General features: G+C 71.0%; 13 protein-coding genes. 4 read left to right on the forward strand and 9 right to left on the reverse strand.

Annotated features, from left to right (window positions below; translation table 11 throughout):
* Position 1: 1 nt before the first annotated feature.
* From ACLF3M_RS10060 to ppsR, 3 genes are read right to left on the reverse strand one after another with little or no spacing between them, the layout of a single operon-like run.
* Positions 2-634, reverse strand: a complete 633-nt coding sequence (locus tag ACLF3M_RS10060) for a biliverdin-producing heme oxygenase (protein WP_430656782.1) — start codon at positions 632-634, stop codon at positions 2-4.
* Entirely contained in the window at positions 627-2816 is a 2190-nt protein-coding gene (locus ACLF3M_RS10065; protein WP_430656783.1) for a GAF domain-containing protein, read from the reverse strand. Before ACLF3M_RS10065 ends, ACLF3M_RS10060 begins: the two co-directional genes overlap by 8 nt.
* On the reverse strand, positions 2813-4171 hold the full coding sequence (ppsR, locus tag ACLF3M_RS10070) for a transcriptional regulator PpsR (RefSeq protein ID WP_430656784.1): 1359 nt from the start codon (positions 4169-4171) through the stop codon (positions 2813-2815). The genes ACLF3M_RS10065 and ppsR overlap by 4 nt, the downstream gene beginning before the upstream one ends.
* Before the next feature lie 254 nt (positions 4172-4425).
* Here ppsR and ACLF3M_RS10075 point away from each other — a divergent pair, with 254 nt between their 5' ends.
* Both ACLF3M_RS10075 and ACLF3M_RS10080 read left to right on the forward strand, forming a co-directional pair.
* A complete protein-coding gene (locus ACLF3M_RS10075) occupies positions 4426-5904 on the forward strand; it encodes a phytoene desaturase family protein (RefSeq protein ID WP_430656785.1) in 1479 nt (492 codons plus the stop codon).
* Positions 5901-6881 carry a carotenoid 1,2-hydratase gene (locus ACLF3M_RS10080; RefSeq protein WP_430656786.1) on the forward strand — a complete coding sequence of 327 codons (981 nt, stop codon included), beginning with the start codon at positions 5901-5903 and terminating at the stop codon, positions 6879-6881. The genes ACLF3M_RS10075 and ACLF3M_RS10080 overlap by 4 nt, the downstream gene beginning before the upstream one ends.
* On the opposite strand, the gene ACLF3M_RS10085 is transcribed toward ACLF3M_RS10080, so the two are convergent.
* The gene (locus ACLF3M_RS10085) at positions 6823-8016 is read right to left on the reverse strand and encodes an ATP-grasp domain-containing protein (RefSeq protein WP_430656787.1); all 1194 of its coding nucleotides are present in this window, start codon (positions 8014-8016) and stop codon (positions 6823-6825) included. The two genes, ACLF3M_RS10080 and ACLF3M_RS10085, sit on opposite strands and share 59 nt — an antisense overlap.
* Positions 8013-9431, reverse strand: coding sequence for a cytochrome P450 (locus ACLF3M_RS10090; protein ID WP_430656788.1), 1419 nt, complete (start codon positions 9429-9431; stop codon positions 8013-8015). Before ACLF3M_RS10090 ends, ACLF3M_RS10085 begins: the two co-directional genes overlap by 4 nt.
* Before the next feature lie 107 nt (positions 9432-9538).
* Between ACLF3M_RS10090 and ACLF3M_RS10095 the strand changes: the two genes are divergently transcribed.
* Both ACLF3M_RS10095 and crtD read left to right on the forward strand, forming a co-directional pair.
* A complete protein-coding gene (locus ACLF3M_RS10095; protein ID WP_430656789.1) occupies positions 9539-10282 on the forward strand; it encodes a hypothetical protein in 744 nt (247 codons plus the stop codon).
* A gap of 16 nt (positions 10283-10298) precedes the next feature.
* A complete protein-coding gene (crtD, locus tag ACLF3M_RS10100; RefSeq protein ID WP_430656790.1) occupies positions 10299-11816 on the forward strand; it encodes a 1-hydroxycarotenoid 3,4-desaturase CrtD in 1518 nt (505 codons plus the stop codon).
* A gap of 7 nt (positions 11817-11823) precedes the next feature.
* Here crtD and ACLF3M_RS10105 read toward each other — a convergent pair whose 3' ends face one another.
* The 4 genes from ACLF3M_RS10105 to pufM all read right to left on the reverse strand — a co-directional run bounded on the left by ACLF3M_RS10105 (position 11824) and on the right by pufM (position 15986).
* Positions 11824-13320, reverse strand: coding sequence for a phytoene desaturase (locus ACLF3M_RS10105; protein WP_430656791.1), 1497 nt, complete (start codon positions 13318-13320; stop codon positions 11824-11826).
* A gap of 40 nt (positions 13321-13360) precedes the next feature.
* Positions 13361-13798: a YqaA family protein gene (locus ACLF3M_RS10110; RefSeq protein ID WP_430656792.1), complete on the reverse strand. Its 438-nt coding sequence runs from the start codon at positions 13796-13798 to the stop codon at positions 13361-13363.
* 74 nt (positions 13799-13872) lie between these two features.
* The gene (gene pufC / locus ACLF3M_RS10115; RefSeq protein WP_430656793.1) at positions 13873-15000 is read right to left on the reverse strand and encodes a photosynthetic reaction center cytochrome PufC; all 1128 of its coding nucleotides are present in this window, start codon (positions 14998-15000) and stop codon (positions 13873-13875) included.
* Complete coding sequence (pufM, locus tag ACLF3M_RS10120) at positions 14997-15986, reverse strand: photosynthetic reaction center subunit M (RefSeq protein WP_430656794.1); 990 nt, start codon at positions 15984-15986, stop codon at positions 14997-14999. Before pufM ends, pufC begins: the two co-directional genes overlap by 4 nt.
* Between the last annotated feature and the right edge of the window lie 16 nt (positions 15987-16002).

Consider the following 16002-nt stretch of genomic DNA (forward strand, 5'->3'; position numbering starts at 1 on the left):
CTCAGCCCCCTCCCCAGGCTTCCCCCGCAACGGCGGGAGAGGGGAAAGATCGGGCGGGGGAAGAAGCGGTGAACCACGCCTCGAACGCCGCGAAGGTCGCGTCCGCGCCACGGATCATCTCGGCCAGCGCGGGCTCGGCGCCGCCACACAGCTCGATCGCGTCGCAGCAGGCACGCCACAGCGCGCCGTGGCGCGCGCCGTGGCCGAGCAGGAACCGGCGGCCGTCGCCGGTCGGCGGCAGCACGCCGTCCAGCGCACGCGCGAGTTGCCTTCCGCCGAGCGTCGAGCCCTCCGCGACATAGAGACCGCCGAGCGCCGCTGGCGCGGTCGCGAAGGGCCGAAGCGGCGCAAGCTCGACATCGTCCGATGCGCCGAGGAAGGCGAGGTCCGCGCGCAGCAGGGGCGACCGGCGGCGCGCCGCGAGCTCGATCCCGTACGGCGCCAAGGACGGCGCCTGCGCCAGCCGCCGCTCCAGCGCCAGGTGGAAGGCCAGCTTGCGGCGCAGCAGCGCGGCATAGTCTGGCAGCGCGATGCGGCCCTGCGCCAGCGCCTCGAAGGCAGGGATCACATGCAGCCGCTCATGCGCGGCCTGGGTCGCGAGTCGCAACCTCTCCCGCGCCGAGGCCTCAGCCATCGTCCCAGCGATCGGGCTTCGCCGAACCGAGCTGCTTGGCCAGCATCTCCAGCACCTCGGTCGTGCGCGCGACGGAGGCGCGCACGCTCTCCAGCATCGCCGGCATCCGCGACACGTCCACGCCTTCGGCGATCTCGAGCGCGGCGAGCTGCGCGTTCTCCACCAGCGAGGCCAGGATGCCCTGGAAGACCATGTCGGCGTGGCGATCGAGCCAGCCCGCCCGCGTCCGGTGGCTTTCCGCGATCACGTCCTGGAAGCGCTTGCGCGCGGCGTCCGCCGCCTTGCGCTCGCCGAGGTCGTTGAAGAGAAACACGAAGCCGAGGATCCGGTCGGGCGAGGAAAACACGGGATCGGCGCGGACCAGCATCGGCCTGCCCGCGCCCTCGTCGTCGGCGAGCCGCACCTCGCCCGACCAGGATTGCCGGTTCTCCAGCAGGTCGAAGAGGCGCCGGCGGATCTCGGCGGGGTTGGCGAAGAAGGGGGCGAGCTCCTCCATCCGCCGCGGCCGCGCACCGGCCAGCGCCGGCAGCAGCCGGTCGAAGGCCTCGTTCGCCAGCGTGATGCCGCCGCGGGAATCGCAGACCACGACGGGCTGGTCGGACAGCGCGACCTGGCGGCGCACCTGCGCCAGCTGGTCCTCCGCGATCAGCATGCGCACGGCGCGGAACTGGATGACCACGTCGGAGACGGAATCGCCGACCAGACGCGCCGTCGCGAGGTCGCGCGGCGTCCAGGGATCGGCGCAGCCTTCCACCAGCTGGTGCCACTTCGCGAAGGAACGCCGCGGCGAAACCGTACGCTCCTCGCCCACCAGTTCGACGGGCTTGTCCGGATTGCCGCCCCAGACCAGCGTGCGCTGGTGCTCCGGCCGGAACCAGATGAGGTACTCGCCCGGCGAGGCCGAGATCGGCGCGGCCAGCACGCCCGCCGCAACCGGCGTGGCAGCGGCCAGCGCCGGCATGTCCCGCTTCAGCGATTGCGTGTGCACGAGGCCGTGCGGGCGGCCGTCCAGCCAGCTGCCGAGCTCGCGCAGCACGGCGGTGGACGGCACGTCGCCCAGCGTCTGCACCTGGCCTTCGAAGAGCAGCGCCGCGCCGGTCGCGCCGAGGGGCTGCAGCAGCGTCGCGGGGCTGTCGAACAGCGCGGCGCGCCAATCGCCCTCGCGCGAGATCGCCTCCACCAGCCGCTGCTCTAGCCGGCGGACCGAGAGCTCCGCCTGCGCCTGGACGAAGGATTCCAGCGCGGCGATGCGCGTGCCCAGCGCTTCGGCCAGCAGGTCGGCCGCGGCGCGCACCGACAGCGGCGGGCGGCGCGGCGTCTCGTGGTGGCAGGCCACCAGGCCCCAGAGCTTCCCGCCCGACATGACCGAGCAGATCATCGTGGCACCCACCCGCATGTTCTTCAGGAACTGCAGGTGCATCGGCGAGACGCTGCGCAGCATCGCGAGCGAGAGGTCGAGGTCGTCGCCCGTCAGCGGGTTCAGCCGCGGCTCGATCGGGATAGGGGTGTAGTGGACGTCGGCGACGACGCGCAGCCGGTTGCGCTCATACAGCTTGCGCGCGACCTGCGGGATGTCGGAGCCGGGATAGCGGTTGCCGAGAAATGATTCGAGGTTGCCCTCGCGGCATTCCGCGAAGACCTCGCCATGCCCTTCCTCGGCGAAGCGATAGACCATGACGCGGTCATGGCCGGAGATCTCCTTGAAGACGCGGGCCGCTTCCTCGCAGAGCTGCTTCAGCGCGTAGCACGACAGGAAGGCCTGCATCGCGGTTTCCACCCGGCGCGCGATGTCGGGCTGCGGCTGGGCGGGCTCGAGTTCCAGGATCAGGCCGCCGCCGGCCGGGCGGTGCATCATCGCATCGAAGGCGGCGGGCTCGGCCCCCGCGGTCAGGCGCAGCGTCGCCGGCGTGCTTTCCAGCCCTTCGAGCGTGCGCGGCAGGATGGCGGAGGCGATGTCGCCGCCGAGGTCGCGCAGCTTCTGCCCGATGACGGCATCGAAGCCGAGCACCGCGGGCGCGTTGGCGCTGGCCTGCACCACGACATGGTCGGGCTCGCGCACCGCCAGCAGCACGCCATGTGGCTGGATCGAACCGGAGAGGTGGATGCGCTCGCGTTCGCAGTCGGCGAGGCTCGCCTCGCCGAAGGCAGGCTCCGCGGAGGGCGCGGGGCCGGGCGCGCTCATCCCGTGACGTCCTCCTCCGTGTCGCGCGCCTCCTGCATGCCATAGCGTTCGAGCTTGGCATAGAGGCTCTGCCGCGACAGGCCGAGGGCGTCGGCGGCGGCGGTGCGGTTGCCATTGGCATCGCGCAGCGCCTGCTCGATCCGCGCGCGCTCCACCACCGCGGCGGTGTTGCGGACCAGCACGGGCAGCGGCAGGCGGCCCATGTCGCGCAGCACCTCGGCCAGCGCGGCGTGCATTTCGTCGCTGGCGGCGTCCACGCCGCGGATGCGGCGGCCGACGTCGCGGATCATCAGGCCGAGCGCGAGCGGCCCGCCCTTGCTCGAGGCAGTGGCGGAGATCTCGACCGTCGCCTCGGTGCCGAGGATGCCGGTCAGCGTGGTCTGGAACAGGCTGACCTCGCCATGCTCGCGCAGCGTGCGCAGCAGCACCGCGGCGTCCTGGCCCGGCGTCGCCAGCCAGCGGCCAAGCGGCTCGCCGAGCACGGTGGCCTCGGTCGCGGATTGCGCGAGCTCGAGGAAGGTCCGGTTGGCGCGGCGGACGCGGCCATCGGCGTCGCAGACCACGAAGGCGTCGGGCAGCGCTTCCAGCAGCTCGTCCGTGCGCGGCGGGACGGCGCGCGGCAGGGCGCGGCCGGGCTCGGGCGTAGCGGAGGCGAGCTGGATCAGGAAGACCGGCCCGGGGTCGCGCGCCATCACCGACAGGCGCATCAGCCAGGGCGTGGCGGTCGCGCCGAGATGCAGCAGCACGCCCGGCGTGCGCCCATGCTCCCGCGCGCGGGCCAGCAGTTCCTGGAAGGCGGTGCGGTCGCGGGGTGCCACCTCCTGCGCGAAGTCCCAGCCCGGCGCCAAGCCGAGTTCGCGGATCGCGGCGGGATTGGCCTCGATGATGCGGAGGTCGGCGGCGGAGATCACCAGCACGGCCTCGGAAGACGCGTCGAATAGCAGGCGCGAGCGCATCTCGATCTCGCGCAGCTTCCAGTAATCCTGCTCGCGCGCCTGCTGGGCGGCGACCAGGCGGGTCTGCAATTCCTGCACGGCCTGGAGCGACTTGCCGACCGCGATCAGCCCGGCCTGCCCGCCGAGGCGGACGGTCGTGTACTCGATCGGCAGCTCGAGACCGTTGGGGAAGCGTTGCGTGACCTGGAGGAAGGCGGAGACGCCGCGGTCGCGCGCATCCTCGACCATGCGGCGGACCTGCTCTCCGGCGAGGTCGCTGACGGTGTCCGTCCAGCGGCGGCCGACCCAGCCCTCCAGCCCCTCCTTGGCGATGGTGGTGGAGACCGAGGCGTCGCGGATGATGCCGTCCCAGTCGAGGACCAGGGTGACGTCGGGCTGGGTGATGGCGACGCGAGACATGCCGGTGTTTCCCGAACGCCCGGCCCCGCACGGGCCACGACGGCCCGGCCCTCACCGGTTATTGGCAGCGCTTCTGGCCTTCCTGACTTGCCATGTGAGCCTGAAGCCCTTTGACGTCAATAAGTAATGACGGCTGAGACCGTCGGGAATGCCTGACCCCTGTCCTACGCCGTTTCGCGCTCGGGGTTGCGTGAAAAACGGCGGAGTTGTCAGGTTGACTTGACACAAGACAGTGTCAGCGCCTTCAGTGCCGCATGGGTGCCCGCAGCCGGCCTGTCGTGGTGATCGGCGCCGGGATGGGCGGCCTCGTCACGGCGGCGCTGCTGGCGGCCAAGGGGCGCGACGTCCTGGTGCTCGAACGCGCCGCCATGCCCGGGGGCAAGATCCGGGAGGTGATGGTCGACGGCGTCCCCGTGGGTGTGGGCCCTGCCCTGCTCACCCTGCGTCCCCTTTTCGAGTCGATCTTCTCCGAGGCGGGCGGCCATCTCGACCGTCTAGGCCTGGTGCCGGAAGCGCTGCTGGGTCGGCACGCCTGGGTGGATGGCCGGCGGCTCGACCTGCCGGTGGACCCGGCGGCGGCGGAGGCCGCGATCGGAGACTTCGCGGGGGCGGCGGCGGTGACGGGCTACCGCGCCTTCCGAGACCGGGCGAAGCGCATCCATGACGCGCTGGAGGGCCCCTTCCTGACGGCGCAGCGGCCGGGCGCGCTGGCGCTGGCGATGCAGTCGGGACTGCGGCGGCTGCTCGGCACCTCGCCCTTCAGCGGTCTCTGGGAATCGCTGGCCGTATTGTTCCCGGACCCGCGGCTGCGCCAGGTCTTCGCGCGGGTCGCGACCTATGTCGGCTCGTCGCCGCTGCAGGCGCCGGCGACGCTGATGATGGTGTCGCATGTCGAGCAGCAGGGGCTCTGGGCCGTGCCGGGCGGCATGCCCTGCCTCGCCGAGGCGCTCGCCGCGCTCGCCGAGGCGCGCGGCGCCGCATTCCGCTACTGCGCGGAGGCGCGGGCAATCACGGTCGCGGGCGGGCGCGCGGCAGGCGTGACGCTGGCGGATGGCGAGGTCGTCGAGGCCTCCGCCGTGGTGTTCAACGGCGATGCGCCCACGCTCGCCGCCGGGCGCTACGGCCGTGCCGTCACATCGGCGGTGGAGGCTCTGGCGCCGGAGAGGCGGTCCTTCTCCGCCGTCACCTGGGCGCTGCGCGCGACGGTCGAGGGCTTCGCCCCGGCGCGCCAGACCGTCGTGCATGCCGACGACCCCACCGCGGAATACGCGGAGATCGGCTACCGCGCGAAGCTGCCGACGACGCCGACCGTGACGCTGGTCGCGCAGGACCGCGGTGATGGCGCCGTGCCGGAGGGCCCGGAACGGCTGCTCGCGATGATCAGCGCCCCGGCTCGCGCGGATTCGCGGCCGCTGACGGAGGACGCGATCGCGCGTTGCGGCGAGGTCGTGTTCGACCGGCTGGGCCGCGCCGGCCTGACCGTCCACCGGCGGCCGGAGGCGGAGGTGGTCACCACGCCGGCCGGCTGGGACCGCCTGTTCCCCGGCGTCGGCGGTTCACTCTACGGGCCGGCGGTGCATGGCTGGCAGGCTGCGTTCAGCCGGCCCGGCGCACGGACGAAACTGCCCGGCCTGTTCCTGGCCGGGGCAAGCGCGCATCCCGGCGCGGGGGTGGCGATGGCCGCGATCTCCGGCCGCCTGGCCGCGGCGCGGGTGATGGAGGAGAAGGCATGAACGCCATCATGCCGAAGGCGAATGACCGCGCCGTTCCGGCGACGCGAAGCTGGGCCTTCGACCGGCCGGTCGGCCGGCGGGGCTATTGCTGGTGGTACCTCGACGCGCTGTCCGATGACGGCAGGCACGGCATCACCATCATCGCCTTCATCGGGACGGTGTTCTCGCCGTGGTATGCGCTGGCGCGCAGGGCCGAGGGCGGGACCGGCGGCGACCCGCACGACCATTGCTGCCTGAACGTCGTGCTCTACGGCACGCCCTCGCGCTGGGCGATGACGGACCGGCGCCGCCACGCGCTGCATCGCGACGCGGATCACCTGGCGATCGGGCCGAGCGGACTGGAATGGGACGGCACCACCCTGACGGTGCGGATCGAGGAGGTGACGGCGCCGCTGCCGTCACGCCTGCGCGGCGTGGTGCGTCTGCATCCGACTGCGCTGCACACGCGTCGCTTCGTGCTGGATTCCGACGGGCGCCATACTTGGCAGCCCATCGCGCCGCGCTCGCGCGTGGAGGTCGAGCTGGAAAGCCCGGCGCTGCGCTGGTCGGGCGACGCGTATTTCGACACCAACGAGGGCGGGGCGCCGCTCGAGCAGGATTTTCGTCAGTGGGACTGGTGCCGCGCGGCGCTGCCGGACGCCACGGCCATCCTCTACAACGCGGAGCGTCGCGACGGATCGACGATCTCGATCGCAGCGCGCGCGACGGATGACGGCGCGCTGACGGATTTTGCGCCGCCCCCGCCCGTCGAACTGCCGCGCACGCTGTGGCGCCTGCGGCGGCCGACGCGGGCCGAGGGCCCGGCGCGGGTGACGCGGACGCTGACCGACGCGCCCTTCTATTCAAGGTCGGAGATCGAGACGCGGCTGCTCGGGCGCGACGCGCCGGCGGTGCATGAGAGCCTGTCGCTGGATCGCTTCAGGTCGCCGCTGATGTACGCGATGCTGCCGTTCCGGGTGCCTCGGCCGTTGCGGTAGGCGCGTCGCGCACCTCCCCTTCGAACCAGCCGACATCCAGCGTCGCGACCTCGCCGAAGGGCACGCGCTTCCGCGCCGCGTCGCGCATGATTGGCCAGGCGGTGTAGGGCATGGTGAGCAGCGGCAGCGGATCGCGCGCGGCCCAGGTCACGTCGCGCGTCCTCAGCAGGTTCTTCAGATGACCGAGCGCCGCGCGTTCCAGACGGAACGCCGACAGCTGCGTCTCCGTCAGGCAGGACCAGAACTGCTGCAGCCGCCGCGCCTGGCGGTGCCGCAGCGTGTCGCGGTCGCCGAGGATCGCCGGCGCGATGTCGGCCGTTTCGAAGAAGTGCAGGCCGCTGGTGGTGCGGGGGTTGCACTCGATGCCGTGGATCCGGCCGTCGGCATCCTCCCGCAGGTCGAAGGAGATGAAGCCGGTCCAGCGGAGCGTCTCGACCACCCGCGCTATCCAGGCCTCCGCCTGCTCGTGGTCCACGCGTTCGAAGGCGCAGGCGACGGAGCCCGCGAACTGCACGCCGCGATAGATCGTGGTGCCGATGACACGCCCGTCCCGCGCCAGCGTGCAGGAGGAGTATTCGGCGCCCGGCAGGAAACGCTGCACGACGGTCTCGCCATCCGGCGCCGGCAAAAGCTTGCCGGGGGCCACCACGCGCACGCCGCGGCCGGCGGCGGAGTGGGCGGGCTTCACGACGACGCGGCACTCGCGCGCCATCGCCGCGGCCTGGTCGGAGCCAAGCATGAAGGTGTCGGGCACGGCGACGCCGGCATCGCGCGCGACCTCGATGAAGCGGCCCTTGTGGTGCAGCGCCAGCATCACCTCAGGCGCCATGGCGAGGACCGGCGTCTTGGGCAACCAGGTCGGCAGGAAGGCGACATGCATCGCTTCCTCCGACACCGGCACGACGAGGTCCGCGCCATGCTTGCGCACGGCCTCGGCCAGCAGGCGGAGATAGGCACGCTTGCCCTCGGCGGGCGCGGGCATGCGGACGGAACGGCTGACACTGGTCGAGGCGCCGCAGAGATGGCGGGCATGCGGCTCCGCCACCACCACGCGCCAGCCCATCGCGGCAAAGCTGCGGCAGATGTCGAGGCCCTTGGGCAGGCGGCCGAGCGTGACGATCACGGTGCCGGTCATGCGCGTGCGACGCGGCACATGACCTGGTCCACCGGGCGGGTGGTGAGCCTGGCCGCCGGACGGATGCTGTCGGGCGCATCCAGCGTCCAGTCGTAGCGGCGGAACAGGCGCGCGATGAGAAGCGTCGCCTCGATCGTCGCAAAGGCGGCGCCGGCGCAGATGCGCGGCCCGATGCCGAAGGGAATGTAGGCGCCCGAGGTGATCTTCCCCTCGCGTTCCGGCAGGAAGCGGTCGGGGTCGAAGCGGTTCGGGTCCTTCCAGTAGAGCCGATGCCGGTGCAGCACCCAGGGTGCGACCATCACCAGCGCGCCCTTCTTGAGGCGGTAGCCGTTCAGCGCGGTGTCCTGCATCGCCACGCGCGGCAGGAAGGTGATGGGGGGATAGAGCCGCAAAGTCTCCCGGAAGATGTTGCGCGTCAGCGTCAGGCGCTTGATGTGGTCGTATTCGATTGGGCCGCCGTTGGTGACCTCCTCGACCTCCGCGCGCAGCCGCGCAACCAGCGCGGGCTGCGTCGCGAGGATCGCGAAGACCCAGGTCAGCGCGCTCGCGCTGGTCTCGTGCCCCGCGAGGAACAGCACGCCGAGCTGGTCGATCAGCTCCTCCCACGTGAAGGCCTTGCCGCCGAGGTCGTCGCGCGCCTCGATCACCTGCTGCGCGATGTCGTCGAAGCTGGCGCCGGCCGCGAGGTGCGTGTCCAGCATCTCGCCGATGCGGGCGCGGATGACGGCGCAGGCTTCCAGCACCGGCGTCTTCTGCGGCGCCCTGGTCCAGGCCTTGTCCCAGATCAGACGGCGGATCTCGACCTGGGCGACGCGGCGCTCGAACTCGGTGAAGGCGTCGAAGACGTCGTGCGCGGTCCTGGTCGCCAGCGTCGTGGTGAACACCGTGCGGCAAATGATATCCGCCGTCAGGTGGCTCATCGCGAGGTCGAGGCTGAAGCGCGTGCCGTCCTTCGCATGGACGTCGTATTCGGCCTCTGCATCCGCGACGCCGGCCTGCATCGCGGGGAAGGCGCGGTTCACGCGCATCAGCGACAGCGCGGGATCGATCATCTCGCGCTGGCGCTTCCAGGTCGCGCCGGAGGAAACGAAGATGCTGTCGCCAATCAGCGGCTCCAGCGCATGCACCATCAGGTCGGATTTCGGGAAGATGCCCTCGGGGTCAGACAGCACGTGGCGGACAAGCGGGGGATCGTTCACCACGACGATGGATCGCCTGGAATAGCCGAGCGGGCCGATCTTCATGTGATAGGCCTCGCGTGGCAGCAGCGAGAGCAGGTCGCCGTCGCCCCGCAGCATCGCACGCACCAGCGACGGCAGCGCGGGCCAGGGCGGCGTGTAGGGCGGGATGAAGGGCGCCCAGCCCTGCGCGCCGGCACGGCGGGCGACGTCCTCGGCCATGGGCGCGTCGATCATGCGGTCCTGTGAACGCAGCTTGTCGGTGTGGCCTGCGCCAGTGCTGATTCCGGCGCTTTACACCCCGAAGTGTCAAGTGGCATTGTCACTTCGGACACGAGGGCCTCATGGAACACTGGGTTTTCCATACGCTGGTGATCGCCCACATCCTCGCCGGCGCGACCGGTGCGATCAGCTTCTGGGTTCCGGTGATCGGCAGGAAGGGCGGGCCGGCGCACCGGAAATGGGGCCAGGTCTTCACCCTCGCCTTGCTCTGCACCGGCAGCTACGCCGTCTGCATGAGCCTGCTTTCGCTGTATGACCCGATGGGCACGCATCCGCAGCTGGTCGGCCGCTTCGACGAGGTCTTCGTGCGCGGCTTCTTCGGGCATCTCATGCTCTGCGCGGCGACGCTGACGATCAACCTGGCCTGGTATGGCTGGATGCTGGTGCGCAACCGCGGCAACCCGGCGCTGAACCGCACGCCCGCGATGTATGCGCTGCAGGTCGTCGTGATCGCGACGTCGGTGAACTGCGCCATCCAGGGGTGGCTGATGGACGAGAAGCTGCTGATCGGGCTGGCGATCGTCGGGCTTGTGACGGGTGCGACGAACCTCTGGTTCCTGGCCAAGGACAAGCCGACGCGCGAGGATTGGCTGAAGGAGCATGTGAAGGCGTTGGTAGGCGCGGGGATCAGCGTCTACACCGCCTTCATGGCCTTCGGGTCGGTGCGGATCTTCCCCGAGCTCGCGCTGCATCCCGCGATGTGGGCCATCCCTCTGTCGGTCGGGATGACGATTATCATCTGGCATCGGCTGGCGATCGACCGCGCCGCGCGGCAGAGGCGCCGCGCGGGGCTGCAGGCGGCCTGACGCCTTGGACGGACCGGTGACCCGCCGGCGCGACCGCGTGGTGGTCATCGGCGCGGGGATGGGCGGGCTGGCGGCCGCGGTGGACCTGGCGCGCCGCGGGGCCGAGGTGATCGTTCTGGAACGCGCCAGCGCCGCGGGCGGCAAGATGCGTCAGCTGCGCGGCGTGGATGCCGGCCCGACCGTCTTCACCATGCGCTGGATCTTCGAAGGCCTCTTCGCCGATGCGGGCGAGCGGATCGGGGATGCGCTGGATCTGCACGAGGCGGAGACCCTGGCGCGGCATGCCTGGCGCGCCGGCGGCCGGCTGGACCTGTTTGCCGATGTCGCGCGATCCGCGGACGCGATCGGCGACTTCGCGGGCGCGGCCGAGGCGCAGGGCTATCGCGACTTCGTCGCCCGCAGCGCAGACATCCATCACACGCTGGTCGGGTCTTTCATGGCGGCGGAGCGGCCGTCGCCGCTCGAGCTCGTGCGGCGCGTGGGCTGGGGTCGGCTGGACGCGCTGTGGCGCACGACGCCGTGGCGGTCGCTGTGGTCGGCGCTGCGCGACCATTTTCGCGACCCGCGGCTGCGGCAGCTTTTCGGGCGCTACGCAACCTATACGGGCTGCTCGCCTTTCCTGGCGCCGGCGACGCTGATGCTGATCGCTCATGTCGAGCAGGACGGCGTCTGGCTGGTGAATGGGGGCATGGTCCAGGTCGCCCGCGCGCTGCAGGGGCTGGCCGAGCGCCAGGGCGCGCGCTTCCACTTCGGCGCGCATGTCGCGGAGATCCTGGTGCGCGACGGCCGCGCCCGCGGCGTGCGCCTGGCGGAAGGCGAGGAGATCGAGGCCGACGCCGTCGTCTTCAACGGCGACATCGCAGCGCTCGCGCGCGGGATGCTGGGCCAGGGCGCGCGGCGCGCGGCGCCGGATACCCCGGACGCGGCGCGGTCGCTGTCCGCGGTGACCTGGTGCGCGGAGGTCGCGACCACGGGCTTCCCCCTGCTGCACCACAACGTCTTCTTCGCCGAGGACTACGCCGAGGAGTTCGACGCGGTGTTCCGGCGGCGCGCCATCTGCGCGGCACCGACGGTCTACCTCTGCGCGCAGGACCGCGGCATCGGCGATGTGGCAGAAGGCGAGGCTGAGCGCCTGCTTCTGCTGATCAACGCGCCGGCCGATGGCGACACGCGCGACATCGGGCAGGACGTGCCGGACCTCGCGCGCCGGACGGTGGCGCTGCTGGAGGCCTGCGGGCTGCGGCTGGACCTGAAGGAGGGCGAAGCGACACCGACGACGCCGACCGGCTTCGACAGGCTGTTCCCGGCCAGTGGCGGCGCGCTGTACGGCCGTGCGGGGCATGGCGCCATGGGGACCTTCGCGCGGCCGGGCGGTGTGACGAACCTGCCAGGGCTCTACGCCGCCGGAGGATCGGTGCATCCGGGCGCGGGCATCCCGATGGCGGCGATGTCCGGGCGGCTCGCGGCGGCGCGGGTAATGGAGGACCTGGCAGGGTCGGTCCGGCGCGCGGTGAGGGTCGCCGCGCCCGCATGAGGCGTGGCTACCGCCGGTAGGCCACGCCCTCGGGCACCAACTGGTCCAGGATTCGCGCGGAGCTGATCACGCCCGGCACGCCCGCGCCGGGATGGGTACCGGCGCCGACGAGGAACAGGCCCTCCACCTCCTCGCTCCGGTTGTGCGGGCGGAACCAGGCGGACTGGAAGAGCTGCGGCTCCAGCGAGAAGGCCGCGCCGTTCACCGACAGCAGACGGTCGCGGAAATCCTGCGGCGTCATCATGCGCGACGTGACGATGGAGCCGCTCAGGCCCGGCATCACCGTCTCCTCCAGCCGCTTCTCGATCGCGGCGCGATAGGGCTCGGCGCGCTCGCTCCAGTCCACGCCGCTGCCGAGATGCGGCACGGGCGAGAGCACGTAGAAGGCATCGCAGCCCTCCGGCGCCAGCGACGGATCGGTCATCGAAGGCCGGTGAAGGTAGAGCGAGAAATCGTCCGCCAGGTGCTTGCGCGTAAAGATGTCCTTCAGCAGTCCCTCGTAGCGCGGGCCCAGCACCATGGTGTGGTGGTAGACGTCGTCGAAGCGGCGGTTCGTGCCGAAGTACCAGACGAAGAGGCTCATGGAATATCGCGCGCGGCCCACCCTGCGGTCGGTCCACCGGCGGCGCGGCTGCTTCGACAGCAGCTTCGAATAGGTCCAGCCGACATCGGCGTTGGAGACCACGATGTCGGCACGGATGCGCTCGCCCGACGCAAGCCGCACGCCGGCCGCGCGGCCGCCTTCCACCAGGATCTCCTCGACCTCCGTGTTGCAGCGCACGAAGCCGCCAAGACCGTCGATCAGCCCGACGATCCCCTTCACCAGCGCGCCCATCCCGCCCATGGCGTAGTGCACGCCATGCATGCGTTCGAGGTGGGCGATCAGGCAGTAATAGGCCGTGGTGGTCATGGGATTCCCGCCGATCAGCAGCGGGTGGAAGCTGAAGGCGACCCGCAGCTTCGGATTGGTGAAGTAGTCGCCGACCTTGCCGAAGACCGTGCGGTAGCCCTGCAGCCGGATCATCGCCGGCGCGGCGCGCAGCAGGGTCGCGATCCTGTGGAAGGGCTTGTCCGCGAGCTCGCCGAAGGCGACGCGGTAGATCGCCTCGGAATCTCGCATGAAGCGGTCGAAGCCGGCCAGGTCCTCCGGCGCGATGCGCGCGATCTCGGCCCGCGTCGCCTCGGGATCGGCGGAGCAGGACATGACGTCGCCATCGTCGAAGCGGATGCGGTAGAACGGATCAATCGCGCGCAACGTCACGTCGTCGGCCATCCGCCGGCCGCAGAGGTCCCAGAGCTCCTCCAGCAGGTAGGGCGCGGTGATGATGGTAGGGCCGGCGTCGAAGGTGAAGCCGTCCTGCCGGAAGACATAGGCGCGGCCGCCCGGCGCATCGAGCTTCTCGACCACCGTCACGCGCCAGCCGCGCGCGCCGAGTCGCGCGGCGGCGGCGAGGCCGCCGAAGCCCGCGCCGACCACCACGGCATGCGGGCGCGGATCGCTCATCGAATCCAGCATGACACCTCTCCCGCCGGCACGCGGCGGTTCAGAAGAAGCCGAGCGTGACCAGCGCGAGCGCGACGTAGCGGCCGGTCTTGGCAATCGCGACGAGGGCCAGGAAGACCCAGAAATCCTCGCGCAGCACGCCCGCAATGACGGTCAGCGGGTCGCCGATGATCGGCGCCCAGCTTAGCAGCAGCGACCACTTGCCCCAGCGCCGGTACCAGGCCTCGGCCTTGGCGAGTTGCTCGGGCTTCACGGGAAACCAGCGCCGGTCGCGGTAATGCTCGATCCAGCGGCCGAGCAGCCAGTTCAGGCAGGAGCCCAGCGTGTTCCCGACGCTGGCCACCAGCACCAGCGCCCAGGCCGGCTGGTCGCCGAACAGCAGCAGCGCGACGAACACGGGCTCGGACTGCATCGGCAGGATGGAGGCCGCGCCGAGCGCGGCGGCGAACAATCCGCCATAGGCGGTAAGCGACGTCACGGGTGAAAAAAGACTCGGCCGGCACACCCTGGCAAGGGCATGCCGGCCGACGCCTTGTCGCCCGACGGGACACGCTAGTTGCGGGCGGCCCCGGTGGCCGGAGCGGCCTCGCTGGTCCGCAGCGGATTGCGGCTGACCAGGTTGAGCTCCGGATAGTCCCGCAGCATCGGCGCGCCGAGCAGCGGACGGTTCGCACCCTGGTGGCAGGTCGCGCAGTTCGCCTTCAGCGCATCGCCTTGCGGGCCGACACGAGCGGTGTGCGGGCCATCGGCGGGGCCACGGCGATTGGCCGCGAAGACCGGCGTCAGCGGCTGGATGTAGTCGTGGTTCAGCTGCCGCACCATGCGGATGCCATGCCAGGCCGTCAGCCGCTGCGGCGGGCTCTGCGCCCAGTTACCCCAGGCACGGCTGTTGTGGCAGAAGGTGCAGTTCACCCCGAGGCCCTGCGACATGTGGGTCATGAGCGCATAGGTCCACTCGGTGCTCTGCACGTTGCTGGTGTCCGTGCCCGGATGCCAGGTGGTGGCCTGCACGCGGATCGGCTGGTCGTTCAGCAGGAACGGCGTGAAGGGATCATAGGGCAGCGAGCTGTAGTTGATCGCGGCCGTCGGGTGGTTCTGCCCGGTCGGGCCGACCATGCCGGCGCGGTTGTCCGAGGTCGGCGTCGACCACGAATAGGCCGGCACCGGCTGGCCCCGATGGCAGGTGTAGCAGGTGACGCCGGTCTGGGCGACGTGGGTCGACCAGTCCGCGTTCACCGTACGGGTCATCTGCAGCATCCGCCGCGCCACGCCCTTCGTGTAGACCTCGTCGGAGGCCATGTTCTCGGGATTGTGGCAGTAGTTGCAGCCATTACCGGCGTCGCGGACGGCCTGGGGCACGACCCATTCCGTCATCGCCACCATGATGCGCAGGAACTGCGCGCTGCTCAGATCGCCCAGAACCTGGACGTTCTGGAACTGCGCGGAGGCCTTGTCGCCCTCGGTGTCGGCTTCGGGAGGGGCCTCCGGCACCTGGTTGCGCGCGACCGCCAGGCGGGCGGTGCGCGGGTTCTGCAGCTGCTCCATCCCCGTGCCGCGGAAGCCGTTCTGCGTGCTGCGGACCGGCGGCCGTTCGAAGGTGGTGACGACGAGCAGCAGGACCAGCAGGCCGGCGATGACGATGCCGGCCTGAGCCGTCCAACTGAGCTTGATGGACCTCATCGGGCGGCTCCTGCGGTCAGGGCGGGGTCGAGGACCGGCGCCCAGAGTTGCGGGTAGGAGGGCGCGAAGTGGCGCTCGACCGCCCAGAGGTACCAGTTGTCCACGACGGTGCCCGTCAGCAGGATGCCGATGCCGCCGGTGAGCGGGCACAGCACCGCGAACCACCAGGCCCAGCGATGGATGCTCTCGAAGCTGGCGTTGAAGCCCATGCACCAGCGCCAGAAGAGGGCGCCGCGCTCCGCCGCCGTGCCGCGATCCGCGATCAGCTCGAGCTCACGCTCGCCGCCGTAGCGGCCGAGCGCCAGGATCGTGGCGCCATGCATCGCGAAGAGCAGCGTGGAGCCGTAGAGGAAGACGATCGAGAGCGCGTGGAACGGGTTGTAGAAGAGGTTCCCGTAGCGGATCGAGAAGGCCGCGGTCCAGTCGAGATGCGGGAAGATGCCGAAGGGCACCGCCTCGCTCCAGGAGCCCATCGCCAGCGGTCGGATGAAGCCGAGCACCAGGTAAAGCCAGATCGCCGCGGCGAAGGCCCAGGCGACATGGGTGCCCATGCCGAGCTGGCGCGCGCGGCGGTAGGTGCGCGCCCACCACAGCAGGATGGAGATCGTCAGGAAGAAGCCCGCGACGATCCACCACCCGCCCTCGCGCAGTGGCGGCACCTTCAGCCCCCACTTCGCCGCCGGCGGCTCGAGCGCGAGCCAGGGCAGCTGGCGGATGAACTCGAAGATGTCCCACCGCACCGAGGCGAGCATGTTCAGGCCCATGATGCAGATCGCGATGCTGCCCGCGAAGATGGACAGCACGCCGAGGTAGCCGAGGTAGATGGGCCCGACCTGCGAGTCGCCGAAACGGCCGAACAGGTGATGGAAGCGCGGCGTTCCCTCGCGGTTCGAATCGCCTGGCCCGAGATGCGTGCCGGGATAGGCCTCCGGCGGGCGCACCTGGATGCGGGTGAAGATGTTCTGGTAGTGGACGAAGGCTGTCATCGGTCCCTCCCCTGGC

Origin of the sequence: Falsiroseomonas sp. HW251, assembly GCF_050563545.1 — a bacterium.
Classification (GTDB): domain Bacteria; phylum Pseudomonadota; class Alphaproteobacteria; order Acetobacterales; family Acetobacteraceae; genus Falsiroseomonas.